21 protein-coding genes and 3 pseudogenes are annotated in these 24,946 nt (G+C 74.0%); 15 read left to right on the top strand and 9 right to left on the bottom strand.

What is annotated here, in order from left to right; all coding sequences use genetic code 11:
- Window positions 1-2: 2 nt before the first annotated feature.
- Window positions 3-164 carry a DUF397 domain-containing protein gene (locus tag OG286_RS29445; RefSeq protein ID WP_396319208.1) on the top strand — a complete coding sequence of 54 codons (162 nt, stop codon included), beginning with the start codon at window positions 3-5 and terminating at the stop codon, window positions 162-164.
- 243 nt (window positions 165-407) lie between these two features.
- Here the strand turns inward: OG286_RS29445 and OG286_RS29440 are convergent.
- Window positions 408-1,121 (bottom strand): annotated as a pseudogene (locus OG286_RS29440) (putative Ig domain-containing protein); the annotation flags it as partial.
- A 213-nt stretch (window positions 1,122-1,334) separates the two neighbouring features.
- A pseudogene (locus OG286_RS29435) lies at window positions 1,335-1,772 on the bottom strand (trypsin-like peptidase domain-containing protein); the annotation flags it as partial.
- Window positions 1,773-2,242: 470 nt separating this feature from the next.
- Between OG286_RS29435 and OG286_RS29430 the strand changes: the two are divergent.
- The 3 genes from OG286_RS29430 (at window position 2,243) to OG286_RS29420 (ending at window position 4,498) form a co-directional block, all read left to right on the top strand.
- A complete protein-coding gene (locus OG286_RS29430; protein ID WP_396319210.1) occupies window positions 2,243-2,977 on the top strand; it encodes a dienelactone hydrolase family protein in 735 nt (244 codons plus the stop codon).
- 280 nt (window positions 2,978-3,257) lie between these two features.
- Window positions 3,258-4,091, top strand: coding sequence for a hypothetical protein (locus tag OG286_RS29425; protein WP_396319211.1), 834 nt, complete (start codon window positions 3,258-3,260; stop codon window positions 4,089-4,091).
- Window positions 4,088-4,498 (top strand): winged helix-turn-helix domain-containing protein, encoded by a 411-nt coding sequence (locus OG286_RS29420; protein WP_396319212.1) that lies wholly within the window; start codon window positions 4,088-4,090, stop codon window positions 4,496-4,498. Before OG286_RS29425 ends, OG286_RS29420 begins: the two co-directional genes overlap by 4 nt.
- An 18-nt stretch (window positions 4,499-4,516) precedes the next feature.
- On the opposite strand, the gene OG286_RS29415 is transcribed toward OG286_RS29420, so the two are convergent.
- Window positions 4,517-4,927, bottom strand: coding sequence for an ester cyclase (locus tag OG286_RS29415; protein WP_396319213.1), 411 nt, complete (start codon window positions 4,925-4,927; stop codon window positions 4,517-4,519).
- Window positions 4,928-5,046: 119 nt separating this feature from the next.
- Between OG286_RS29415 and OG286_RS29410 the strand changes: the two genes are divergently transcribed.
- Window positions 5,047-5,703, top strand: a complete 657-nt coding sequence (locus OG286_RS29410; protein WP_396319214.1) for a helix-turn-helix domain-containing protein — start codon at window positions 5,047-5,049, stop codon at window positions 5,701-5,703.
- A gap of 216 nt (window positions 5,704-5,919) precedes the next feature.
- Here the strand turns inward: OG286_RS29410 and OG286_RS29405 are convergent, their stop codons facing one another.
- The gene (locus OG286_RS29405) at window positions 5,920-6,879 is read right to left on the bottom strand and encodes a hypothetical protein (protein WP_396319215.1); all 960 of its coding nucleotides are present in this window, start codon (window positions 6,877-6,879) and stop codon (window positions 5,920-5,922) included.
- Window positions 6,880-7,085: 206 nt separating this feature from the next.
- Here OG286_RS29405 and OG286_RS29400 point away from each other — a divergent pair, with 206 nt between their 5' ends.
- Window positions 7,086-8,204: an alpha/beta hydrolase gene (locus tag OG286_RS29400; RefSeq protein ID WP_396319216.1), complete on the top strand. Its 1,119-nt coding sequence runs from the start codon at window positions 7,086-7,088 to the stop codon at window positions 8,202-8,204.
- A gap of 234 nt (window positions 8,205-8,438) precedes the next feature.
- A complete protein-coding gene (locus OG286_RS29395) occupies window positions 8,439-10,751 on the top strand; it encodes a glycosyltransferase family 39 protein (RefSeq protein WP_396319217.1) in 2,313 nt (770 codons plus the stop codon).
- 79 nt (window positions 10,752-10,830) lie between these two features.
- Here OG286_RS29395 and OG286_RS29390 read toward each other — a convergent pair whose 3' ends face one another.
- Together OG286_RS29390 and OG286_RS29385 are read right to left on the bottom strand one after the other, a co-directional pair.
- Window positions 10,831-12,468, bottom strand: a complete 1,638-nt coding sequence (locus tag OG286_RS29390; RefSeq protein WP_396319218.1) for an alpha/beta hydrolase — start codon at window positions 12,466-12,468, stop codon at window positions 10,831-10,833.
- 99 nt (window positions 12,469-12,567) lie between these two features.
- The gene (locus tag OG286_RS29385; protein ID WP_396319219.1) at window positions 12,568-13,314 is read right to left on the bottom strand and encodes an HNH endonuclease family protein; all 747 of its coding nucleotides are present in this window, start codon (window positions 13,312-13,314) and stop codon (window positions 12,568-12,570) included.
- A gap of 94 nt (window positions 13,315-13,408) precedes the next feature.
- On the opposite strand from OG286_RS29385, the gene OG286_RS29380 reads away from it, so the two are divergent.
- Window positions 13,409-13,645 carry a hypothetical protein gene (locus OG286_RS29380; RefSeq protein ID WP_396319220.1) on the top strand — a complete coding sequence of 79 codons (237 nt, stop codon included), beginning with the start codon at window positions 13,409-13,411 and terminating at the stop codon, window positions 13,643-13,645.
- Between the two features lie 148 nt (window positions 13,646-13,793).
- A pseudogene (locus tag OG286_RS29375) lies at window positions 13,794-13,943 on the top strand (helix-turn-helix domain-containing protein); the annotation flags it as partial.
- Between the two features lie 120 nt (window positions 13,944-14,063).
- Here OG286_RS29375 and moaA read toward each other — a convergent pair.
- A complete protein-coding gene (gene moaA, locus OG286_RS29370; protein WP_396319221.1) occupies window positions 14,064-15,092 on the bottom strand; it encodes a GTP 3',8-cyclase MoaA in 1,029 nt (342 codons plus the stop codon).
- 250 nt (window positions 15,093-15,342) lie between these two features.
- On the opposite strand from moaA, the gene OG286_RS29365 reads away from it, so the two are divergent.
- From OG286_RS29365 to OG286_RS29345, 5 genes are all read left to right on the top strand, one after another.
- Window positions 15,343-15,924 carry an NTP transferase domain-containing protein gene (locus OG286_RS29365; RefSeq protein WP_396319637.1) on the top strand — a complete coding sequence of 194 codons (582 nt, stop codon included), beginning with the start codon at window positions 15,343-15,345 and terminating at the stop codon, window positions 15,922-15,924.
- A 188-nt stretch (window positions 15,925-16,112) separates the two neighbouring features.
- A complete protein-coding gene (locus OG286_RS29360) occupies window positions 16,113-16,982 on the top strand; it encodes a hypothetical protein (RefSeq protein WP_396319222.1) in 870 nt (289 codons plus the stop codon).
- A 211-nt stretch (window positions 16,983-17,193) separates the two neighbouring features.
- A complete protein-coding gene (locus OG286_RS29355; protein WP_396319223.1) occupies window positions 17,194-18,045 on the top strand; it encodes a hypothetical protein in 852 nt (283 codons plus the stop codon).
- Between the two features lie 178 nt (window positions 18,046-18,223).
- Entirely contained in the window at window positions 18,224-19,291 is a 1,068-nt protein-coding gene (locus OG286_RS29350) for a (2Fe-2S)-binding protein (RefSeq protein WP_396319224.1), read from the top strand.
- 201 nt (window positions 19,292-19,492) lie between these two features.
- Window positions 19,493-20,527: a DUF2637 domain-containing protein gene (locus tag OG286_RS29345; protein WP_396319225.1), complete on the top strand. Its 1,035-nt coding sequence runs from the start codon at window positions 19,493-19,495 to the stop codon at window positions 20,525-20,527.
- Window positions 20,528-20,591: 64 nt separating this feature from the next.
- Here OG286_RS29345 and OG286_RS29340 read toward each other — a convergent pair whose 3' ends face one another.
- Together OG286_RS29340 and OG286_RS29335 are read right to left on the bottom strand one after the other, a co-directional pair.
- The gene (locus OG286_RS29340) at window positions 20,592-22,841 is read right to left on the bottom strand and encodes a SpoIIE family protein phosphatase (protein ID WP_396319226.1); all 2,250 of its coding nucleotides are present in this window, start codon (window positions 22,839-22,841) and stop codon (window positions 20,592-20,594) included.
- 325 nt (window positions 22,842-23,166) lie between these two features.
- On the bottom strand, window positions 23,167-23,595 hold the full coding sequence (locus OG286_RS29335) for an ATP-binding protein (RefSeq protein ID WP_396319227.1): 429 nt from the start codon (window positions 23,593-23,595) through the stop codon (window positions 23,167-23,169).
- Between the two features lie 623 nt (window positions 23,596-24,218).
- Between OG286_RS29335 and ureA the strand changes: the two genes are divergently transcribed.
- Window positions 24,219-24,929: an urease subunit gamma gene (gene ureA, locus OG286_RS29330; protein ID WP_396319228.1), complete on the top strand. Its 711-nt coding sequence runs from the start codon at window positions 24,219-24,221 to the stop codon at window positions 24,927-24,929.
- Window positions 24,930-24,946 lie beyond the last annotated feature (17 nt).

The raw sequence follows: 24,946 nt of genomic DNA, 5'->3' as shown, positions 1-24,946 counted from the left end.
ACGTGGTTCTGGTCGACGGCACGTTGAGCAATCTCTGGGTCAACGTCTCCTATGTCCGCGACTCCAAAGACGCCTCAGGCCCCGCTCTCATCTTCACTGCCACCGCTCATGCAGCGTTCATTGCCGCCGTCGCCAACGGCGACTCCGACTTCGACCTGCTCTGACACCCCTGCCTCGACAGAAGCGGTCCGGCGCGCCACGGGCACGCCGGACCGTCTGCATCAGCGCTCGCTCGTCGCCGAGGCGGCCGGGGCGCCGGCACCGGTCCGAGCGGTGGCCTCCAGCCCGACAATTCGGATATGTCCTGGCCTGACCCGCCGCTCCCCGCGAACCGCACGCACGGCCACCACATGCGAGTGGCCGCCCGGTCGGTACCGGGCGGCCACAGGGGAGTTACCGCGAAGGCGTCAGCTGGTCTGGATCGAGGTGTCGTCGATCACGAAGCTGGTCTGCAGCGAGGAGTCCTCGGTGCCGGCGAACTTGACCGTCACCGACTGGCCCGCGTAGGACGAGAGGTCGAAGGTGCGCAGCTGGTAGCCGGCGGCCGCGTCCACGTTGGAGTAGGTCTTCAGCGCGGTGCCGTTGACCGTGACGGTCAGCTTGTCGTACGCCGTCGTGCCGGTCTCGGCCGTGTCGACGTGCAGGTAGAAGCTGAGCGACGCCCTGCAGAAGGGCGGGACGGTGACCGTCTGCGAGAGGTTGTCCGAGTGGGTCGAGCCGTAGCCGTTCAGCCAGGACTTCCAGGAGCCGGAGTGGGCGGCCTGCGAGGCGCTGTTGTCCACGACGCCGCTGGTGGCGGTCCACGGGGCGGCGCTGCCGGTCTCGAAGCCGGCGTTGCCGAGCAGCTGGGCCGGGGTGCAGCCGTCGCCCCGGCTGACCGTCCAGCTGAAGGTCGCCGTGGCGGTCTTGCCCGCCGCGTCCTTGACCGTGACCGTCACGGTGGACGTGCCCGCCGTCGTCGCGGTGCCGGTGATCAGGCCGGTGGACGCGTTGATCGAGAGCCCGGCCGGCAGCCCGGCGGCCGAGTAGGTGAGCGGTGCGGTGCCGCCGCTCGCCGCGATCTGGAGGTTGGCCGGACCGTTCAGCGCGGTGCTCTGGTTACCCGGGTTGGCGACCGAGACGGCGCCGCTGCCGGCCGGCTTGGTGAGCAGGCAGCCGCTGACGTTGAGGTCGATGACGCGGCCGTTGCCGAGGCAGGTGGTGAACCAGTACGTCTCCTCGCCGTAGCTCTGGCCCTTGGTGGCCTTGGTGGTGCCGTCAGCCGCCACCTCGCACGGGTTGTTGAGCGTGCACATCTCGCCGTCGTCGTTGCCGGTGTTGTTGATGCCGACGATCTTCTTGGTCGCGGCGTCGACGATCGGCGAACCGGAGGTGCCGTGCGTGGTGTTGCAGCCGGTGCTGTAGCGGATCGAGTCGTGCCAGGTCCACGCGTCCTCGCGCAGGGTGGGGACGAACCCGTTGATCGAGCAGTTCCACACCTGCTTCCAGTACGACGAGGGGATGTACATCGCCGAGCCGTCGGCCGGGTGCGTGTCGCTGATGGTGAGGGCGGTGGCGCCGTACTTGCTGGTGACCGAACCGAAGGTGTCGGTCAGTTGGTACAGGGCGACGTCGGTGCCGGTCATCGTCGCGTACAGCACCTTGTCCGCCTGGACGGTGCCGAGTGACGAGCCGGACGAGCTGAGCAGCGTGCCGCTGCGGCTGGCGCTCTGGTTCTGGATGACCACCCCGGCCGCCGGCATCGTCGGCAGGCAGTGGCCGTTGGTGAGCATCATGGCCCGGTCGGTGTCGACCGATGAGGGGTAACGCACCAGCGAGGCGGAGCAGTTGCTCAGCGCGATGGTGGACGTCAGGTCGCCTGCCTGGACCGCCTGCGCGGGGGTGGCGGCCAGGGTGAGCCCACCCGCGACAACTGCGCCCGCGCCGACGAGGGCGGCAAATCTTCTGAACATGGCTCTCCTTGTGGGGGATTGCGGGGCGTACGACCGGTTGCGGACGCCCGCGCCGCACGAAAGTGCCATGACCACTTCAATGCGTCAACCATGCCTGCAGAACTCGCCACCGGAATTCCACTCACCCGGCCGCTCGCCGGCCGCACACCGGCCACCCTGCGGCCGCTCGACCGTCGCCCGCCCGCCCGCCTGGCCGGCCGGCTGCCGACCCCCACTCACTCGCCCGGCCGCCCACGGGCACCGTCTAGGATGCTGGGCGGCACTTTTCGACAAGCACCACGGGGGAATTGATGACCGGTCAGTGGGAAGCGCTCGGCGAACCGGACGGCGTCGAGGCCTACATCCACCGCCCGCAGGAGGGCGAGGCCCGGGGCGCGGTCGTCGTCTGCTCCGAGCTGTACGGCGTGAACGCCTACGTCCGCGACACCTGCGCCGAACTGGCGGCGGCCGGGTACGTCGCCATCGCACCCGACTACTACTGGCGCAACGCCCGGCGTACCGAACTCGGCTACACGGCCGAGGAACGCGAGTCCGGCCTGGTGCTGATGCGCGCGCTCGACCGCGACGAGCTGGTCGCGGACGCCGCGGCCGCCCTCGCGACCGCCCGCACCGAGGCCGGCGGTCGGGGCGTCGCCTTCCTGGGGCTCAGCATGGGCGGGCACATCGCGGTGCGCGCGGCCACCGAGCTGCGCTTCGAACTCGCCGCCGTCTTCTACCCCGGCTGGCTCCTCAACAGCGGCTTTCCGCTGGTCGGCCCGGTCCCGCCGCTGGAGACGAGCGAGCGGATCGCCGCCAACGGCGTGTTCCTGCTCGGCTTCCGCGGCGAACTGGACCACATCATCCCCGCCGAGGAGTGGGAGCAGGCCGGTGAGCGTCTCACCGAGGCCAAGGTCCCGCACGACCTCGTCAGCTACCCCGCCGCCAACCACGGCTTCGCATGCTCCGACCGCCCCGCCGACTACGACCCGGAGGCCGGCGCGGACGCCTGGCGCCGGGTGTACGCGGCGCTGCAGACGTACCTGTAGGCGGACCCGCCGCGGGGGCGCTGTGCCGCCCCGTGGAGTCGCCCCGGAAGGCCCCGACGGATCACCGTCGGGGCCTTTCCTGCTCCCCGGCTCCCGGCGGGAGCCGACCCTCGGCATCGCATCGGGCGCCTCATCTCACCGCTGCGCACAGTAGTTTGTCATGCCATCAACTCTTGACTGCCATCTACTTTGCACTGCAAAGTTGACACAGACGGCGAGCACGGAGCGCTCGCCGTCCCGCTCCGCGCCGGCACCGGCGCGACAACCCAGGGGGCAGGTCATGGCAACACCCGATCAGATCGCCGCAGTCGGTCCGCAAGACCCGGTGAAGGCCGCCGAGTTACTGGCGGGAACGGAAGCGCTCCGGGCTCGCGCCCGTACCCGGCTCCACGGCTCGGGCGTGCCACTGCTGGCCTTCGGCCTGCTCTCGCTGGCGGCCGTGCCGGTCGCCCGGCAGGCGTTCAACTTCGCTTCCAACGGCCGCGACGTCAGCTCCTACCCGGCCTTCGCCTACGCCGAGCTGACCGGCCTCTGCGTGTCCCACGCGCCCGACGCCCCGTGCCAGGAGGGCGAGTTCGACGGATCCGTGCTCCGCTTCGTCGCCTGGGGCATCTGGTTCGCGCTGCTTCCGCTGGCGTGGCTCGTCCTCGCGCGCTGGTACCGGCTGCGCGGCGAGGAGCGCGGGATCGTGCCCCGCCGGGCCGCCTGGGCCGTCGGGGGTCTCGGCGCCACCGGTGTGGTCGCCTCCGTCCTGCTCGCCCTGCTGTTCCTCCGGAACCAGCCCTTCACCCTCTCCATGCTGGAGAACAGCTACACCTCGCCGTGGTACGCGGTCGGGATCGGACTGCTCGCCCTCGGCCTGGCCGAGCGCAGCCGTATCGTCGTGGGCGCGGCCCTCGCCCACATCGCGCTGCTCTCCGCCTACCTCGGGGCGTCCTGGGGCAGCAGTTGGATCCCATGGGTGCAGTCGGACGGCACCGGTTGGGCCGACGGCCCGCAGCTGAAGGCGTTCCTGCTGGCCGCCGTGCTGCTGACGGCCTGGCTGGCGCAGCGGGCGGTGGCCCGCGGTCGGGCCACCGCGGGCTCGGGCGCGTCGAGTACGGTCGCCTCATGAGCATTGCCGACGCGTCCGGGATCCGGGGCCAGGATGAAGCCGGGGACCGGGGCCGGGAAGCCGGCGAACCCGAGGGCCCCCACCCGACCCAGGACCTGGACGACACCGTCCATCAGCGCGTACGGCTCGGGGTCCTGACCATCAGCCGCGAGGCCGACCGCGTCGAGTTCGGCTACCTGAAGGGTCAGCTCGGCGTCACCGACGGCAACCTGTCCCGGCATCTCAAGGTGCTGGAGGACTCGGGCCTGATCGTGGTCGCGAAGGGCTACGCCGGCCGCCGCCCGCGGACCTGGGTCACCCTGACCACGCAGGGGGCCGAGGCACTGGAACGCGAGCTGAGGGCCCTGCGCGAACTCGTCCAGCGACTGGACTCCTCCCGCCCGTGGCCGGAACCGACCGAGGCGTGACCACGCGCGCCCGGCCGGTCACTCGCCCTTGAGCTGCTGCACCAGGCCGAGCCGGTCGATGACGGCGTGCCGCTCGCTGATGCGGTCGCCGACGAAGCGGAACAGGGCGAACGCCTCCATGCTGACGCGCCTGCCGGTGGCCGGGATGCCCATCAGCGGGCCGGAGTGGGTGGCCGTCATGCGCCAGCGGACGGCGACGTCGTCGCCCTCGCCCAGCAGGTCGAGGATCTCGAACGACGGGTCGGCGTGGGTGGCGTGCACCTCGCGGATGGCGTCCTTGAAGCCCTGCGGGCCGCGGACGTTCTGGTGCCGGCCTTCGCTGGTGACGAAGTCGGCGGTGAACAGCTCATCGGCGACGTCCACGTCACCGGCCTCAAGTGCCTTGTAGAGGCGGCGGATCGCGTTCTTGCGGTACTCGACGGTGGTCATGCGGGTTCCCTCCCGAGGTGGATGACCGAGCTGATTACTGAGTAATCCATCAGTAAGTTAACCTCTTCCTGAGCGATTACTCAAGCAGCCGGGACGGCACGGAGAGACGGAGGCCGGGCATGGCCCAGGCACGACGGGGTCGACCCTCGACCGGGGTACGGGAAGCAGTGCTCAAGGCCACCGAGGAGGTGCTCGGGGACGCGGGACTGGCGCTGTCCACCAAGGAGATCGCGCGCCGGGCGGGCGTCGCGGAGTCGAGCATCTTCTACCACTTCGGTGACCGGCTCGGCCTGCTCCAGGCCGTCGTCGGGCTGCACCTGCCGGCCTTCGCCGACGCGACGGCCGTGCTGGGCACCTTCGAGGACGGCCCCGGGGGCGGCTCGGAGAACGGGTTCGGGGGCGGCTCGGAGAACGGGTCCGGCGGCGACCTCCAGGCCGACCTCACCGCCCTGCTCACCCGGCTCGAACAGTTCTACCGCCGGATCATGCCGATCCTCGGCGCCGTCCAGTCCGACGCCCAGCTGCGCGGGCTGCTCGCCGAGCGCGGCGGCGAGATCGGCCCGCACCTCGCCCTCGGGGCCGTCGCCGACGCCCTCCGCGCCCGCCAGGCCGCCGGCCGGCTCCCGGCCGCGCTCGACCCGGCGGCCGCCGCCCTCCTCCTCGTCGGCGCGGCCCACCAGCGCGCCCTCCACACCCACCTGCTCGGCGAGGCCGCGGTCCGTCACCTCCCCCCGGTGGAGACGGTCGCCCGCACCCTCGCCCCGGCCTTCGGATAGCCCGGACCACCCGTCGCCGGACCACCCGTCGCCGGACCACCCGCTCCCGGATCCACCGGTCCGGGAACCATCCGGTGCCGGAACCCCCCGACACGCGACCCGTCCGACACCGGAACCGCCCGCCCCGGGAACCGCAGCGCCGGACCGGGCGCACCCGGCACAGTGGCGCCGCCGGCCTGTCCGGCCGACGGCGCCACCGACGCGACCTCACACGGCCTACGGCTGCGGGAACTGGCCCTCGTCCACGTCGCTGGTCTTGGCGTTGCCACCGACCGTCGGCTGGAGGGTGATCGACCACGAGGTGTAGGTGCGACCGGTCTCGAAGGCCATGGTGTCGTCGAACTTGCTGAAGTCGCAGCTCTGCGTGAACGCCTTGAGCGACGGGTCCCAGTCGACGCCGCCGGCGAAGTACACGTCGTAGGTGCCGTCCTCGACGCCCTCGATGGACGCCTTCTTGCCCTTGCCGACGTACACCGAGTGGATCGACTTGCCGTTCTGGGCGAGCGAGACCACCGCGTCGGAGCTGCCGCCGTTGTCGACGTTGAGGACGCCCTCGCCCTTGAGGCGGCCCTGGCGGACCAGGGTGCCGTTCTCCAGGGTGCGGGTCTGGAGCTGCGGGGCCTGCGGGACGTTGAAGGTGGCGGGGTAGCCGGCCGCGGTCATCTGGGCGAGCGCGGCGGGCACCCCCTTGAGGCCCTCGGACTGGCCGACCTCGGCGAAGGCGGAGGTGGTGGCGCAGACGTTCTTCGCCTTGATGTCGCTGCGCACCTTGGTCAGGTCCGTGGAGAGCTGGCCGAGGGCCACCACCAGCTGGCGCTGGGCGGTGGTGACGGTGGCCGGCTCGTCGGCGAGGCCGAGCCCGCTGCCGGCCTTGGAGGCCGCGGCGGCGGCCTCCTGGAGGGCCGTGGAGAAGGCGTCGAGGCTCGCGGACGCGTTGAGCTTGCCGAGCGCGGTGCTGACCGGGTCGATGTAGCCCGTCAGCACCGGCCCGTACGGCGGCCGGGTCGGCGTCGGGGTCGGGGTCGGCGTGGGTGTCGGGGTGGCGCTCGCGGAGGGCGCGTCGGTCTTCCCCTGCCCCAGGCCGAACCCGTCGGTACCCCCTGATCCCCCGCTGGAGCACGCTGCCAGCAGCAGCGCGGCGCCGGCCGCCAGGCCGGCCTTGGTGAAGGACTTCATGCCGCTCCCCCGGTGTGGTCCCTTGGCCCGTCGGTCCTGTGACCGGGCCCTGTGAGCTCTCATGCACGCTCCGTGCAATCCCCGCCGCCATGATCCCGAGCCGGGGGGACGCGGTCAACAGGGCGTACAAGAGGCGCACAGAAGCGCGGGCCCGGCTCACATGGGGGCGCGCAGAGCGGGCGACGCGGTCAACTACGATCGGGCTCGTGTTCAGCCTCACGGGACTCCCGCTCCAGATCATCGCCTCCGTCGTCGCGATCTGCGTGTTCACCGCCACGATGTGGCTCTGGCCGAGATTCGGCGGACGGAGCTGGAAGGCCTGGCTCGGGCGGATCGGCGCCTTCCTCGCCACCCAGCTCGCGGTGCTGGTCGCGATGGGCCTGATCGCCAACGGCTACTTCGGTTTCTACAGCTCCTGGACCGACCTGCTCGGCACCAACGGCGGGCCCGGCACCGTGGTGGACCACCAGCCGAACGCCGCCGTCGCCATCACCGGCGAGCAGAAGTTCTACGCGGAGCAGGGCTCGAACCCGGAGCGCGTCGGCCTGATCCACAAGGTCGCCGTCAAAGGAGCCGTCAGCGGCCTGAGCACGGACGGCTTCGTCTATCTGCCGCCGCAGTACTTCCAGCCGGATTACGCGCAGCGGAAGTTCCCGATGGCGCTGGTCCTGGCCGGCTACCCCGGCACGCCGGAGAAGCTGATCTCGCTGATGCAGTACCCGGCCTCCACCCTGGAGGCGATCGACCAGAAGAAGCTCCCGCCGACCGTCCTCGTGATGCTGCGCCCGACCCTCGTCAGCAACCGGGACACCGAGTGCGTGGACGTCCCCAACGGCCCTCAGGTGGAGACCTTCTTCACCAGCGACCTGCCCAAAGCGCTCGCCACCACCTACCGGCTCGGCACCGACCCGTCCAACCGGGCCGTCATCGGCAACTCGACCGGCGGCTACTGCGCGCTCAAGTTCGCCCTGCGCAAGCCCGACTCGTACCCGGCCGCCGTCTCGCTCTCCGGCTACTACACCGCACCGATCGACGAGACCACCGGCGACCTCTTCGCCGGCAACGGGCAGCTGAAGCAGGAGAACGACCTGCTGTGGCGGCTGCACAACAAGCCGGCCGCACCCGTGTCGCTGCTGCTGGGCACCGCCTACGACGAGAACAACTACGCCGCCACCCAGGAGATGGTGAAGTCGTTCAAGGCGCCGACCAAGCTCTCCACCATCACCCTGGACACCGGCGGGCACAACTTCCACACCTGGACCCGGGAGATCCCGCCCGCGCTGGAGTGGCTGGGCAAGCACCTGACGATGCCCCAGGCGGCCTGAGCCCGGCCCCGCGCCCCGGCACCCCGGGGCGGCCGGGACACCGGGCCGCCCGGGGCCCGTGCCCGTCAGCGGCCCCGGTGCACCGCGGCAGCCCCTCCGATGCCCCGGGCGACCCCCCAGGTGCCCTCCCCAGCGGCCCGTCCGCCAGCCCCTCCGAGTGGTTCCGCAGGGATCACAGACCCCTCATAGTCAGGTCTCACGGTCCTCTCAGTCGCGCGGCCGAACGTAGCGTCCATGACCACGACCAGCTTCTCCCCTCCGGCCGGCGAACCGTGGCCCGAGGCCGCGAACCACCCGCCGCCGGAGGTGCCGCAGCCGGCCACTGACGCCCCCGCGGACGCAGACCCGCCGGCCGGACCGCTCTTCCCGGAGTTCCCGCTGCCGCCCGCCGGCCCCAAGGGCCCCGCCTCCTGGGCCGGGCGGCTGCGCACACTGCCGGCCCGCGCCTGGCGCGGCCGCGCGGACGACCCGCGCTGGGCGCGGCCCGCGCTGCTGGCGCTGCTGGCCGCGACCGCCGTCCTCTACCTCTGGGGCCTGAGCGCCTCCGGCTGGGCCAACTCCTTCTACTCGGCGGCCGTCCAGGCCGGCAGCCGGAGCTGGAAGGCCTTCTTCTACGGCTCCTCCGACGCCGGGAACTTCATCACCGTCGACAAGCCGCCGCTCTCGCTCTGGCCGATGGCACTGGCCGCCCGGGTCTTCGGCCTCTCCTCCTGGTCGGTGCTGGCCCCGCAGGCGCTGATGGCGGTCGCCACCGTGGGCACCCTGTACGCGACGGTGCGCCGCCGCTTCTCCCCGCTCGGCGGCCTGCTGGCGGGCGCCGCCCTGGCGCTGACCCCGGTGGCGGCGCTGATGTTCCGCTTCAACAACCCGGACGCGCTGCTGGTGCTGCTGCTGACGCTCGCCGCGTACGGGCTGGTGCGGGCGGTCGAGGCGGCCGGCACCCGGTGGCTGGTGTTCACCGGGGTGATGTTCGGGCTGGCCTTCCTCACCAAGACGCTCCAGGCGTTCCTCGTCCTGCCCGCCTTCGCACTGGTCTACCTGGTGGTCGCGCCCGCCGGCCTCTGGCGCCGGGTGCGCCAGCTGCTGGCCGCCGGGCTGGCCATGGTGGTCGCGGGCGGCTGGTGGGTCGCCGTCGTCGAGCTGGTGCCGGCCTCGGCCCGGCCCTACGTCGGCGGCTCGCAGGACAACAGCTTCCTCTCGCTGACCTTCGGCTACAACGGGCTCGGCCGCCTCAACGGCAACGAGACCGGCAGCGTGGGCGGCGGCGGCAGGCTCCCCGCCGGAATGGACTCCCCGCCCGGCGGCGGAAGGGCCATGGGCGGCTGGGGCGAGACCGGCATCACCCGGATGTTCGACGGGGACATCGGCGGCCAGATCGCCTGGCTGATCCCGGCCGCGCTGATCCTGCTGCTGGCCGGCCTCTGGGCGACCCGCCGTCACGCCCGGACGGACACCGCCCGCGCGGCGTTCCTGGTCTGGGGCGGCTGGCTGCTCTGCACCGCGCTGACCTTCAGCTTCATGTCCGGCATCTTCCACCAGTACTACACCGTGGCGCTGGCCCCGGCGGTCGCGGCACTGGTCGGCATGGGCGCGGACGGTCTCTGGCGGGCCCGGCACCGGCTGCCGTACGCGGCGGTGCTGGCGGTCACCCTGGCGGTGACGGCGGTCTGGGCGCACGTGCTGCTCGGGCGCAGCGCACACTTCCTGCCCTGGCTTCGCTGGGCGGTGCCGGCCGGCGGGCTCCTGGCCGCGGCGGCGCTGCTGCTGACCGGGCCGCTGGCGCGCCGCCTCCCCGGCCGCGTTCCCGGCCGGCTCGCCACGGCGGCGGGAGCGGTGGGCCTGGCGGCGGCCCTCGGCGGCCCGGCCGCATACGCGGTCGACACCGTGAACACGCCGCACACCGGGTCGATCGTGACGGCCGGCCCGGCGGTCACGGGCGGCAGGGGCATGGGCCCGGGCGGGATGCGCGGCCTGCCGCCCGGTGGCCAACCGGCCATCAACGGCCGGCAGTTCACGCCCGGCCAGGGCGGCGTGCCCGGCGGAGCACCCGGCATGATGCCGGGCGGCCAGGGCGGCCGGCCCGGCACCGACGGCCGTGGCGAGCGCGGCGCGTTCGGCGGCACGACGGGCGGCGCACCCGGCGGCATGGGCGGCATGGGCGGGCTGCTGAACGGCGCCAAGGTGAGCGACGAGGCCGCCGCGGCGCTCGCCCGGGACGCCGACCACTACACCTGGGCCGCCGCGACCAGCGGCTCGCAGAACGCCGCAAGCTACCAACTCGCCTCCGGCGTGCCGGTGATGGCCCTCGGCGGCTTCAACGGCACCGACCCCTCGCTCAGCCTGAGCGCCTTCCGGCAGTACGTGCAGGAGGGCAGGATCCACTGGTTCATCGGCAGCGGCTCCCGCCGGGCGGTCGGCGGCGGCGCCACCGGCGAGGCCCAGGAGTCGCAGACCGCCCTGATCGAGAGCTGGGTGGAGAGCCACTACACCGCCGAGACGGTGGGCGGCTCGACCTTCTACGACCTGACGAAGGCCCCCGGTTCCTGACGCGGACCCCAGGTCGGTGAAGACGCCGAAGGGGGCGCGCCGCTTCCGGGCGGTGCGCCCCCTTCGTGTTGTCAGCCGGTCACTCGGCCGCGTCGCTCGCACAGCGCGTTCCGGCGGCGGGGAGGCTCCCGCCGACCAGGAAGGCGTCCACCGAGGTGCGGATGCACGCGCTCCAGCCGTAGCCGGTGTGCCCCTCGCCCTCGCGGGTGAGCAGGACGGCGTTGCCGAGCTGGGCGGTGAGCTTCTCGGCCCAGGCGTAGGGCGTCGCCGTGTCGCCGGTCGAGCCGACCACGACGATCGTGGCGTCGCTCCTGGACGTGATCGGGTGGGGCTTCTCGGCGGAACGGAACGGCCAGGAACGGCAGTCGGGGTCGAACAGCTCGAAGCTCGGCTCGTGCCGGGTGAACAGCGGTGCCTTCGCCGCGATCTCCGCGTACGCGGCCTGCAGGTCGTCGCCGACCGGCACCCCGGTGGCGCCGTCGGCGCAGTGGATGGCGGTGTAGGCGTCGGCGGAGACGCTGTAGTGGCCGTCCTTGTCGCGGCGGTTCGAGCTGTCCGCACGCGCGAGCAGGTAGTCGCCCTTGCCCCGGACCATGGCCCAGCCGATGTCGTTGCGCAGGGACTCCCAGCCCTGCTCGTCGCCGTAGAGGGCGTCGACCATGGCCGTCCAGGCCGCGTTGGCGGTGAGCTTGCGCCCGCTCGCGGTGGTCAGCGGCTTCTCCTTGAGCCCGTCGAGGAAGTCGGCGAGCTTCCCGGCGGCCTTGTCCCGGTCCTTGCCGAGCGGACAGCCGTTCTTGGTGGTGCAGTTGGCGGCGAAGGCCTCCAGCGAGCGCTCGAACGCCGCGTACTGCGCGATGTTGTTCTGGACCAGCGGGACGGACGGGTCGACCGCGCCGTCGAGGACCAGCCGGCCGACCCGGTCCGGGAACTCCTCGGCGTAGAGGCTGCCGAGGTAGGTGCCGTACGACATGCCGAGGTAGTTGAGCTTCTGGTCACCGAGGGCCGCACGCAGCACGTCCATGTCGCGGGCGGTGTTGCGGGTGCCGACGAAGGGCAGCAGCTTGCCGAACTTGGCCTGGCAGGCGTCGGCGAGGACCTTGCCGTGGTCGGGGCCGGGGGTGTCGGTGACGACCCAGTCGTCCCGGGTGCCGTCGTCCAGGCAGTTCAACGGAGTGGTGAGGCCCACGCCGCGCGGGTCGAAGCCGATCGTGTCGAACCGGTCGTGGAGCGGACCGTCGAACTGCGACGGGTTGCGCTTGACCATGCCGACGCCGGAGCCGCCGGGCCCGCCGGGGTTGACCAGCAGCGAGCCGACCCGCTGGTCCTGCTTGGCGGCGGGGACGCGGACGACGGCGACGTCGATCGTCTCACCGGCCGGGCTCGCGTAGTCCAGCGGCGCCTTGAGCGTGCCGCACTGCACGGCCGACTCGTCGACCTTGTCGGTCGTCGGGTCGTCGGCGCACGGCGCCCAGGCGATCTGCTGGCCGTAGAACGGCTTGAGCGCCGGGTCCGCCGCACCGGTGGGCCTGGTCGTCGGGGTGGGCGTGGCGGTCGGGGCCGGCGACGTGGTCGGCGGCGCGGTGGGCGTGCCCGTGGTGGCTGCCGGGGACGGCGTGCCGGAGGCGGCGTCGGTGGAGCCGGCCGAACTGGTGCAGCCGGCCAGGAGGGCGGCGGCGACGGCGGCGGGAAGCGTGCGCCGTGAGAACCGGATGATCATCGAGTACACCGCACACGAATATCACCATCTCATCACACCGGTCACCTTCTCGCCGCGGCCCGGAAGCCCAATGCGGACAAAGGGCAGCGAAACGTTTCCTCAACCGCCGCACTGCTGGAGCATCGTCTTCTTGTCCGCCACGGTGACCGGCAGTTGGTACTTCCGCGACACCTGGGCGAAGCGGACCGCGTACGCGCAGCGGATCGTCGGGTCGGCGGGCAGCCACGCGGCCGGGCCGGAGTCCCCCTTGGAGGCGTTCTGCGAGCCGTCGGCCGGGATGAGGTTGAGCGGGTCGTTGGCGATCTGGACCCGCTTGGCCTTGTCCCACGTGGCCGCGCCCATCTGCCAGTCGTAGGAGAGCGGCATCACGTGGTCGATCTGGATCTTCGTGGCCTGCTGCTTGGTCCACCGGACCGTCTTGCCGGTGTACGGGTCGTCGATGGTCATCGCGGTGACGACGCAGTTCGAGCCGTCCTTGCGCTCCACCGCCCGGCCGTCGCGGGCCAGCAGGTCGTTGCGGGTGTCGCAGTCGTTGTGGCCGCCGGGGACGCCGTCCACGTTGTCGGTCCAGGCCGGGCCGAACTCGTTGCGGTCGTAGCCGTCCTTGGGGCCGGCGGCGGCGGTGGCGACCCCGGCGATGATGTCCCGGCCGGCCTTCTGGTCCTCCGGCGAGGTGAGCGGCGCCAGGCCGGGCTTGGTGCCGTCGGGGTTGCGCAGCGGGCTGGTGCCCGCACCACCGGCCGGCGCGGCGGCGTCGGGCTTCTCGGCGCCGGAGCAGCCGGCCAGCGCCAGGACGGGTATCAGGAGGACGGCGGCGGCGGCCACGGCGGAGCGACGGGCGGGCACGGAGGGCTCCCGGGATGGGGGGGTGGGTGACGGCGAACCAGCAGACCAGCCACCCCACAGCCCGTCAAGGCGGCGCAGCGCGGAGCGTCCGGGCATGTCGAAGCTCACACCCGGCGCGGGTCACCGCCGCAGCGAGCACGCCGTCTCGGCGAGAACGGTGCAGACCATGCGGACGCACGCGCACGCGCACCGGATCGCGGTGGTCGCCGTGCCACCGGTGGCCGCCTTCGACCTCTCCATCCCCGAACTCGTCTTCGGCGCCGCCGAACTGGACGGCCGGTCTCGGCGGTCCGCGACGGCGGGCAGGAGCAGGCCCTGCCCGCCCCGGTGACGGCCGCGGACGGCAGCTCGCCGGCCGGCGGCCCGGGCCTGGGCGCCGGAGCGGCTGGACGAGCTGCTGAGGCTGGCCGCCCTGGCCGCGCACGCCGGGGTAGCGTCCGCACCCTCAACCGCCGCTTCCTGGCCGAGGCCGGCACCCGCTCCAGTGGCTGCCGACCCAACGGATCGAGCGGGCCCGCGAGTTGCTGGAGCCCACCGGTCTCCCGGTCGAGCGGGTCGCCGACCGCACCTGCTTCGGCACGGCGGACTCGCTCCGCCGCCACCTGCTCCAGCGGGTCGGCATGACTCCGCGCGCCTGCCGCACCCACTTCGCCCGCCAGGGGCGGCGTCCCGCCGGGCCGACGGACCAGGGGTCGTCCGACCGTTCCCGCCGCGCGCCGACGCGAAGCGAGTGGTCGGGCACCTCCTGGCTAGCCTCCGATGGCCGACATCGGCCGGTCGGGCCGGACGAAGTCGGCCGAGTCGATGGCGTGTCCGGGGCCCTTGCGGGCGACGGTGTCGCGCCAGGCCCGCTCGATCCGGTCATCGTCGGCCCCGCCGCGCAGCAGGACGCGCAGGTCGGACTCCTCGGTGGCGAAGAGGCAGTTGCGCAGCTGGCCGTCGGCGGTGAGGCGGACGCGGTCGCAGCCGCCGCAGAAGGGGCGGGTGACGGAGGCGATTACGCCGATCACGGTGTCGGTGCCGGCGATCCGCCACTCCTCGGCGGGCGGGGTGCCACGTCTCGCAGACCCGTCACCGCTTGCCGTATCGTGCCGGCCCACCGGGACGAGCTCCCAGCGGGCGCAGAGCACGGCCAGAATCTCGTCGGCGGTGATCATCGTGGCCCGGTCCCAGGCGCCCTGGGCGTCGAGCGGCATGGACTCGATGAACCGCATCCGGTAGCCGTGCCCGGCGGCGAACTCGGCCAGGTCGAGGATCTCGTCGTCGTTGACGCCGCGCACCGGCACCGCGTTGACCTTGACCGGGGCGAGACCGGCGGCCTGCGCGGCGGCCAGGCCGGCGAAGACGTCGGCGATCCGGTCGCGGCGGGTGATCTCGGCGTACCGCTCGGGGCGCAGGGTGTCGAGGCTGACGTTGACGCGGTGCAGCCCGGCCTCCTTCAGCGCGCCGGCCGTCCGGGCCAGTCCGATGCCGTTGGTGGTGAGCGAGACCTCGGGGCCGAGGGCGGTGATCCGCCCGACCAGCTCCGGCAGTCCGCGCCGCAGCAGCGGTTCGCCGCCGGTGAGCCGCACCGAGGCGATGCCCAGCCGCTCGACGGCGATCCGCACCAGCCGGACCACCTCGTCGTCGCTCAGCACCTCGGCCTTGGGGAGCCAGTCGAGGCCCTCGGCCGGCATGCAGTAGGTGCAGCGCAGGTTGCAGCGGTCGGTGAGCGAGACCCGCAGGTCGGTGTGGACCCTGCCGAAACGGTCCAGCAGCGGGCGCGGTGCGGTGTTCATCAGCCAAGTACAGGGGCAGCCGGGCGGCAGATCCAGCGGCCGAACCGCCGGGGAGCGGCCGCGACCTGCGGGTTCGCCTTGTGCAATCGTCCAACTGTGGGTTCCTACGGCTGCGCGCGGCGGCCCCGGCGGGCAGGCTGGGCGCATGCAGAGCCGTGACCGCCCGCCGGCCCCGCCCGCCGCCGGACCCACCCCGGCCGGCCGGCCCGTCCCGGCCGGCGGACCCGTGCCCGCCGCCGGCCGCGCGCCGGTGGCCGCCCTCGTCCTGGCCGCCGGGGGCGGGCGGCGGCTGGGCGGGCGGCCCAAGGCCCTGATCCCGTACCGGGGGCGGCCTCTGGTCGAGCACGCGGTGGCCACGGTCAGGGCGGGCGGCTGCCCGGACGTGACGGTGGTGCTGGGCGCAGCGCGCGAGCAGGTCCGGGCCACCGCGCACCTGCCGGGGTGCCTGCTGGTGGCGAACCCCGACTGGGCGGGCGGCATGGGCTCCTCGCTGCGGGTGGGGCTGGCCGCGCTGCCGCCGGAGGCCTCGGCGGTGCTGGTGATGCTGGTGGACACGCCCGGGGTCTCCCCGGCGGCGGTGGCCCGGCTGGTGGCCGCCCACCGGGCGGGCGCGGACCTGGCCGCGGCGGCGTACGACGGGCGGCGCGGGCACCCGGTGCTGATCGGGGCCCGGCACTTCGCCGAGGCGGCGGCGGGCGCGACCGGTGATGCGGGCGCGCGGGCGCTGCTGGCGGCGCACGCCGCCGAGATCGCGCTGGTCGAGTGCGCCGATGTCGCCGTCCCGGACGACCTGGACACCCCCGCCGACCTGGCCCGCTGGTCCGCCGGCTGACCGTCCGCGGCCCGTCCCGGTACCCCTCCCGCCCTCCGGGGTGGGCCGCTGTCCTCCTCTCCGGCGAGGGATCGGCCGCACACCCCTGATCTGTCCCTGAGGATTGCCGCATTCCGCGCCACGGCCCTCGCGTTTCGGGGAGCATGGGACACGTCCTTCCACCCCGATTCGAACGGACGGTGCCCGTGATGTCCGGACTGCCCGACGACTTCACCGGACGCGACCCCGCGCAGCACGGGCCGGGGGCGGGTGGTGGTGCCCGGGCGATCCGCTGTCCCGCCTGCCGGCGCGAGCACCTGTACGAGCCGCCGTCGCTGCCCTGCCCCTGCGGCGCCTCGCTCAAGGTCCCGCTGCTGCGCGGCGGCGTGCCGGTGCAGGTGCGGTTCCGGTCCTGGGAGGACTCCTGGCTGAACATGCGCTGCCCGCACTGCGGCCGCTCCGACCAGTGGCCGCAGCCCGAGTTCACCTGCAACTGCGGCGCCACCGTCCGCCTGCCGGTGGACCGCACCACCCGCCTCGGCGGCAGCGCCACCACCGGACGGGCCTCCGGCGGCCAGCTCGGTCCCGCCGGGCCGCAGGCCGCCCACCCGTCCCCTGCCCACCCGCAGGGCGCGCCCGTGCCCGCCCCGCCCGGCGGGTCCGGCGCGTCGGCCACGCCGTGGCGTCGGCGGGCGCCGTTCCGCCCGCACCCCGTCCGCACCTCGCAGGACGCAGTGTTCACGGCCGCCCGCTACCTGGAGTGGCTGGGCTTCGAGGACCTGGAGCTGACGGAGGCCCAGGAGCGGGACGGCGTCACCCTGCTGGGCAGCCGGATGGTCGCCCAGGTGGACACCTGGACCGAGCCGGCCGACGTGAAGTCGGTGGAGTGCCTCTGGCTGCAGACCCTGCACGCCGAGGAGATGGCCGCCGCGATGTTCACCCTGGCCGGCTACTCCCACCAGGCCACCGTCCGCGGCGAGCAGCTGCTGGTCGCCCTGTTCAGCCTGGACCTCGCCGGGGTCCCGCAGCCCGCCAACGGCGCCGCCGAGGCGCTGATGGAGACCGGCTGGACGTCCTGAGCCCACCCGGCGGGCCAGGGCGTGTCCGACAGTTCCCGGCGCCAGGCCGGACATTGTCGGACACGCCGTAGATCATTCCGTCTTCGAACGCAACAACCTACGCTCGTGATCTGGTGCACAAGCTCACCCCCGTGTTGAATTGCCGCCACAGCGCGGGCCTTGGGGGGTAGAGGCCCGTGCCCTGCTGGATGGCGCACACAAGGAGGTGGCGTTGTCGGAGCACGGATGGGGCCCGAGCGGCCGGGACGGGCGGGAGGGGCGCGGGCGGGCGGCGCCCCAGGAGCCGGGGGACACCGTGTGGCGGCTGCGGTCCCGGGCGTGCTGGCAGGAGGCCGCGGAGCTGTTACGCCCGGCCGCCGAACGCGACCCGACGGCCGCACTCGGCCGGGCCGAACTCCTCATCGAACAATGTCTGTTCACCGCCGCCCACTGGACCCAGGCGGAGCAGGCGCTGCGCCTGGCCGAGGCCGTGGTCGCCACGACCGAGCAGCGCGCGGCCGCCGCCTGCGCCCGCGGGTTCCTGGCGTACGTCGCCAGCGTGCTCGGCGCGCGCGACCGGCTCGACGAGGCCCAGGCGGCGCTCGGCCGCACCTCGGCGCTGCTCCCGCCGGACGCGCCCGGGCGCCCGCTGCTGGACTTCCGCCGCGGCCTGGTCGCGGAGAACCTGTTGCGTGACCGTACGGCGGCCTGGATCGCCTACCGCCGGGCACACGAGGGCGCGGGCGAGCGCGGGGACGAGCTCCTGCGCTCCTACACCTGGCGCCACCTGGCGGCGCTGGCCCAGGCCGCCGGGGACCACGGCCGGGCCCGGGAGGGGTTCGACGCGTCGCTGCGGCTGCGCGAGCAGCTCGGTTTCACGGTGGGGGTGGCGCCGGCGCTGGCGGCGTTGGCCGAGGTCTCCGAGCCGGGCGAGGCGGCCCGGATGCGGGCCGAGGCGACCAGGCTGGTGCAGGCGCTCGGTGGTGTGCCGGTGTGGCTCGCGCGCCAACTGAGCGCGGCGCGCACGCCGGGCGCTCCCCCGGACGGAGGCATCGGGCGGGAACCGCAGGGAACGATCAGCTAAGGTGAGCCTAACCTGGCCGGGGCGAGCAGTGCCCCGGCCAGGTTCGCCTTGCCGTTCCCGGGCCCCGCCAGGCCCCGGCCGGCCGGGCCCGGCCACGGACGCGCCCGCCGGCGTCACACCGGCCGGGACGGTCCGGACGGTCCCGCACGGGCTCCGGTCGACCCGATGGGGCCGCACCATGACCGCGAACAGCACCGCCCCCTGCACCACGCCCGCCGCCACCGGTGCCCCGGCCGTCCCCGCCGCTGCGCTACCGCCACAGCCCTGTGCCGCGAGCTACCGACGGCTCGGCGAGCTGTTCCCCGCCCTGCGGGTGCACTGCGCACCGCCGCGCACCGGCGACGGCTGGCTCGCCGGCGCCGAGCTGCTCGCGGGCCCGGAGGCGCTGCGCGAACTGATCGCCCACGACGCCCGGCAGGGCCTGGCCCAGTACGGGCAGCCGCTGCGCCCCGACGTCGCGGCCGGTTTCGCCCTGCACCGCTTCACCTGGCCGGCCGCGCTGCTGTTCACCCTGCCCTGGTTCCTGGAGCGCCGGGTGCCGCTGCTCACCCCCGGGGACGTCTCGGTCCGCCGCTCCACCGGCGAGCTGACGGCCCGCCCCGGCGCCTTCGCCTGCCTGCCCGACGACCCGGCGGCAGGCCTGCCCGGCGCCCGTAGGGTGGCGGACGAACCGGCGCTGGCCGCCGAACTGCGGGTGGCGCTGGCCGGGTTCCTGGCGCCGGTCCTGGCGGCGTTCCGCCCGGAGGTGCGGCGCGGGCCGCGCACGCTCTGGGCGATGGCGACGGACGCGGTGGTGGAGGGCCTCTGGTACGTCGGCGGGCTGCTCGGCGAGGAGGAGCGCGCCCGCGCCGAGCTGACCGCGCTGCTCACGGCAGGGACGGCGGAGAGGGCGGCCGTGGCGGAGACCACGGCGACGACGACGGCCGCGGCGACGACGCCTGGAACGCCCGGGAGCCTCGGAACCCCCGGTAGCCTCGGGACCTCCGGGAGCCTCGGAACCCCCGGTAGCCTCGGGACCTCCGGGCTGGCCGAGCTGCCGGCGCCGCCCGCGTGCACGCCGGGCGCATCCGTCTCGCCGTTCACGCCGGGCGCGGGCTTCACCCCGGCGGCCCCCTGCACGCCCGCCGCCGACCCCCGCCCTGCCGCCCGGGCCGCCGCCGCGCGCGCCCGGGCCAGCTGCTGCCTCGTTTACACCGTCCGGCCCGAGGCGATGTGCGGCGGCTGTCCCCGCGTCATGCGAAGTTGACCGAATTCCTCTCGGGGTACCCCCCGTCGAGCCCGGAATTCCGGGAAAGAACCACCCCAAATTAGTACGACAATGCGACTTCTCCCACGTCAGAAATCCCTCTCCTCAGCGCATTGACGCCGAATCAGTCATTCACCGGCCGCACATCCGCCATGATGGTCCCCGCCATCACGACGCAGGAAAGCGAGGCTGGTCCAGGCGATGAAATTGTCCGATATACCGCTCGGTTGGGCCGTCACCGGCGTGGCGGTCCTGCTGGTCACCGCCCTGCTGGTGGCCCTGGCCCGGAACCGGGGATCCGCCGCCGGACCGGGCGGCGCGGATTCCTGGGAGCGTTCCGAGGAACGCCGCCGCCGCAAGGAATCCCTGTACGGCGGGGCCTCGTACACGCTGCTGTTCTGCTGTGCCGCGGTCGCGGCCGCACTCTCCTTCCACGGCCTGGTGGGATTCGGGGTGCAGAACCTCAACCTCTCCGGAGGCTGGGAGTACCTCGTCCCGTTCGGCCTGGACGGCGCGGCGATGTTCTGCTCCGTCCTCGCCGTCCGCGAGGCCAGCCACGGCGATGCCGCGCTCGGCTCGCGGCTGCTGGTCTGGCTCTTCGCCGGCGCCTCGGCCTGGTTCAACTGGGTGCACGCCCCGCGCGGCTTCGGCCACGCCGGCGCACCCCAGTTCTTCGCGGGGATGTCGCTCTCGGCCGCAGTGCTGTTCGACCGGGCGCTCAAGCAGACCCGCCGGGCCGCCCTGCGCGAGCAGGGGCTCGTCCCCCGCCCGCTGCCGCAGATCAGGATCGTCCGCTGGCTGCGTGCCCCGCGCGAGACCTACGCGGCCTGGTCGCTGATGCTGCTGGAGGGCGTGCGCAGCCTGGACGAGGCGGTCGACGAGGTCCGCGAGGACAAGCGGGAGAAGCTCGCCGAGAGGGAGCGCCGCAAGCTGGCCGGCCGCCGCGAACGGGCCGAGATCCGGGCCATCAACCGCACCAACAGTGTCTGGCGCCCGCGCGGTGCGGCCCGGCAGCTGGAGTCCGGCCAGGAGTCCGCCATAGCCGGCGCGCCCTCGCTGGAGCGGCCCGCCGTCGAAGCGGCGGAGCCCGGCGAGGGCGCGGTCGTCCAGTCGGGCCTGCCGGCCCGTCCGGAGCGGCGCACGATCGACCTCACGATGGAGGAGGACACCGTCGCGCTGCCCCGGCTGGACTCGCTGGAGCGCAAGCTGAAGGACCTGGAGCAGCAGTTCGGCTGAGCTCGGACCTCGTCCGCCAGGCCCGCGGCCTAGCGGACGTGGCCGCGAGCTCGGACCTCGTCCGCTAGGCCGCGGGCGTGGCGGTGAGCTCGAACCACATGCGCTTGCCCGAGCCGCGCGGCTCCACGCCCCAGCCGTCCGCCAGCGCCTCGACCAGCATCAGCCCGCGCCCGGAGGAGGCCTGCTCCCCCGGAGTCCGGCGGGTGGGCCAGAGGTCGGACTCGTCCTCCACCTCGACCCGCAGCCGGGCCCGGCCGCCGTCGCCCACCGACTCCCGGTAGAGCCGGGCGGTGAACATGGCGTCCCGGTCGGTGTGCCGGATCGCGTTGGTGACCAGCTCGGAGGCGAGCAGCTCGGCGGTGTCCACCAGCTCCGCCACGCCCCAGCGGCGCAGCGCGTCGCGCAGCTCGGCCCGCACCTCGGAGATCCGGGCGAGGTCGGCCTGGCCGATCCGGCGGCGCAGCTGCTGGGCGGCCAGGCCGCCCTCCGGACCGTCCCAGCGCAGGAGCAGCAGCGCTATGTCGTCCTCGCGCTCGCTGTCGTCGGCGGCCTGGGAGGCGATCCGGTCGGCCAGGCTCTCCAGCGGGTCGCGTGCCTCGGCGGCGCGGTCGGCCAGCGGGCCGGCGAGCACCGCGGTGAGTCGGGCGATGCCGTCGTCGAGGTCCATGCCGCGCGCCTCGACCAGACCGTCGGTGCAGAGCAGCACCGTCTCGCCCGGGTCCAGGCTGAAGCGGGTGACGCGGTACTCCTCGTCGGGGGCGATGCCCAGCGGCAGCCCGCCGGCGACCGGGACGACGGAGGCGGTGCCGTCGGCCCGGCGGACCATCGGGTCGAGGTGGCCGGCCCGGACCGCGTACACCACGCCGTAGTCGACGTTCACCTCGGCGTAGGTGCAGGTGGCGAAGTGGTCGGTGTCCAGGTCGGCCAGGAAGCGGGAGGCGCGGGCCATCACCGCGGCCGGCGGGTGTCCCTCGGCGGCGTACGCGCGCAGTGCGATCCGCAGCTGGCCCATGATCCCGGCGGCGTGCACGTCGTGCCCCTGGACGTCGCCGATCACCAGCCCGACGTGCCCGCCGGGCAGCGGGACGACGTCGTACCAGTCCCCGCCGATCTGCAGGCCGGACCCGGCTGCCAGGTAGCGGACGGCGGTGGTGACGCCGGGCACGGACGGCACGGTGCGCGGCAGCATCACCCGCTGGAGGCCGGCCGCCAGCTCGTGCTCGGCGTCGTGCAGCCGGGCCCGCGCCAGTGACTGGGCGACCAGGCCGCCGAGGGTGGAGAGCAGGGTGCGCTCGTCGGCGTCCAGCTCGCGGTCGTCGTCGAAGCTGACGACGCAGACGCCGATCGCCCGGCCGCTGGCCACCAGCGGCAGGAAGGCCCAGGAGCTGCGGCCGGTCCGGCTGGTCGGCTCCCAGACCTCGGCGTAGCGCTCGCGGTACTCGTCGCGGCTGGCGATGATCACGGGGGCGCGGTTGCGCAGCGCCTCGGCCGCCGGGTGGGCGGCGGGCAGCACCGAGCGGTCCCAGACGGCGAGCTCGTCCGGCCGGTAGCCGGAGGCACCGAGGATCTGCACCCGGCCTGCCTCGAAGGAGGCCAGCACGAGGCCGTCCGGCGGCAGGCCGGGCAGCGGCAGCTCCGTGAAGACCCGGGCGACGTCGCGGACGGTGACGGCCTCGGAGAGCGCGCGGGCGGCCTCCTTGATGAACCGCGAGCGCTCCTCGCGGAGCAGTGCCATCCGGTCGGCGCGGTCGCGCTTGTGCAGCTCGACGGTGGCGTCCCAGACGAAGCCGACCATCCGGGAGGCACGGCCGAAGGCGTCCGCGAGGACGCGGCCGCGGAACCGGACCGCCCGCATCGCCCCGTTCGGCCCGACCGTGCGGTAGTAGGCGCCGCACTGGCCCAGCTCGGTCACCGCGCGCTCGACCCGGCGGCGCACCACGGGGGCGTCCTCGGGGTGCAGCAGGGCCAGGAAGGACGCGGAGGTGCGGTCGAAGCGGGTCTTGTCCCCCGCGTCCAGGCCGATGATCGTGCAGGCCCGCTGGTCGCCCTCCAGGACGTCGCGGCGGATGTCCCAGTCGAAGGAGCCGATGCCGTTGGCGGCCATCGCGGGCTCAAGCCAGTCCGGCGTGGAGTCTCCCGAGGCGACCGGCAGGCCGCCGGAGAGCATCGGCGCCAGCTGCCCGGCCGCCAGCCCCGGTGCGGTCCGCAGCGCATGCCGGCGCACTGCCTGGGCTGGTGGTCTCGCCCGCCCCGACCCGGCCGTGGACTGGCCGGGAGGAAGCGCCGGCCCCTGGGACTCGGGCTCAGTGGGCATGCTGCTCCTGCCGCTGCCGTGACGGACCGCGCCGACCGTTCGGGCGGGCCGCGTGGCGGTGTGATGGGTGGTGCTGGATAAGGCCGTGCGACGGGCGGTGGTCAGTCGAGGTGAGGTCTCCCCGCTGCTTCCCGCACGTGGACACACATTCCCACCATCCTGGCCAATGTTCGGCCGAGCGGCAATGGCAACGGGCCGGAAATCTTCCTCCAGGCCATCGGTCCACGGTTCCGTTCGATGGCGAACGACGCATTTCCCCCGGCCTCCGTGGCACGCCCCGCCGAGGGGGACGGGCGGGCCGGGGAAGCGGACCGGTCGGGCCGGATCAGGGCGAGGCCAGCTCGAACCAGGTCACCTTGCCGTCCCCGCGCAGCTGCACCCCCCAGGCGTCGGCCAGGGCCTCGACCAGCACCAGTCCGCGCCCCGAGGTGGCGTACTCGGCCTCCGGGTCGCGGCGGCGGCCGGGCAGCCGGCCGGCGCCGTCCTGGACCTCGATCCGCAGCCGCAGGTCGGCGGTGAGCACCGCGTCGAAGAGCGCACCCTGGCCGGTGTGCAGGAGCGCGTTGGTGACCAGCTCGGACGAGAGCAGCTCGGCCGTGTCGGCCAGCTCGGGCACCCCCCAGTGGCGGAGCGCGGAGCGCAGCCGGTGCCGGACGGCGCCGACCGCGACCAGGTCGGCCGCGTCGACCGCCAGGTGGAGCCGCCGGTGCAGCGCGCAGTCGGGTGCCGGGGTGCCGGGCGGCGCCTGCTCCACCGCGCCGGTGCCCCACCGCCCGCCGGTGATCCCCGGCCCCCCGTTGACTCCCGGCCCACCCGGCTTGCCGCCCTGGGGCCTGGGCCGGAATGCGCCCCCCGAACTCGTCCGCTGCCGCGGGAATCGCGACTGACCGTCCATCAACACATGCCCCCGCCCTCAATCCGGCCGCCCGGTGCCGGATCCCCCGTCGGCCGGGCGGCCCCTCGTTCTGACCACCATCCTCATGCCCAGCTTTCGGCCTTTGCAACAGTGTGCGTCCGATCACCCGTGGTGAAAGGGGCACGGGGCGGTCCGCGTGATCCAACTGCCGACGCCGGACAGGTTTGCGAAGCGTACGGGCGGTTTTCGACGACTTCCGGTCATCGTCCGGTACCTGCGCGCCCGGCGCGCCCCGGCCCGCACTCCGGCCCTTGCACCGGCCGGGCACCGGCCCCGCAGCGGCACCCGCCCGGCCCGCGATATCCCCGCGGACCCGATGGCGGCGCCCGGCGAGCCGAACATCCGGGAAGCGGCAACGCTGGACAGGGCGGCCGGGTCCGGGTTCAATGGCCCGAGATGTTTGAACGCCGTTCTAACTTCATTCCCCTCCCACCCTCCCCGGCGACCGCGAGCGAGGAACCGTGCGACTGACCCCCACCGAGCGGGACCGGCTGCTGATCTTCACAGCAGCCGAGCTGGCCCGTGCCCGCCGCGCCCGAGGCGTACGCCTCAACATTCCCGAGGCGCACGCCCTGATCGCGGACGCCGTCTGCGAGGCCGCCCGCGACGGCAAGCGCCTCGCCGAGGCCATCGAGGCCGGCCGCTCCGTCCTCACCGCCGCCGACGTGCTGCCCGGGGTCCCCGACGTGGTCACCGTGGTCCAGGTCGAGGCGGTCTTCGACGACGGCACCCGCCTCGCCGTCGTCAACGACCCCTTCAAGGGCGCCGGCTCGCTCGGCGACGAGGCCCCCGGCGGCGCCCTGATCGGTGACGGCGCGGGCTACGACCCCGTCGAGGAGACGGTCGTGGTGCTCGTCCACAACACTTCCGCGGTGCCGATCTCGGTCACCTCGCACTTCCACTTCTTCGAGGCCAACCCGCGTCTCGCCTTCGACCGCGCCGCCGCCTACGGCACCCACCTCGCGGTGCCGGCCGGCTCCTCGGTGCGCTTCGACCCGGGCGCCACCGTCGAGGTCGGCCTGGTGCCGATCGGCGGACAACGGGTCGCCATCGGCTTCGCCGGCCTGGTGGACGGCCCGCTGGACGCGCCCGGCGCCAAGGAGGCCGCGCTGGCCAAGGCCCGCGCGACCGGCTACCTGACCAGCTTCGACGACGCGGAGGTCGAGTCGTGAGCGAGCAGAGGAAGCAA

Origin of the sequence: Kitasatospora sp. NBC_00039 (assembly GCF_045160625.1) — a bacterium.
In the GTDB taxonomy this organism is placed as follows: Bacteria; Actinomycetota; Actinomycetes; order Streptomycetales; family Streptomycetaceae; genus Kitasatospora.
Note: the sequence above shows the minus strand (reverse complement) of the source record. Positions and strands in the feature narration are given on the sequence as shown.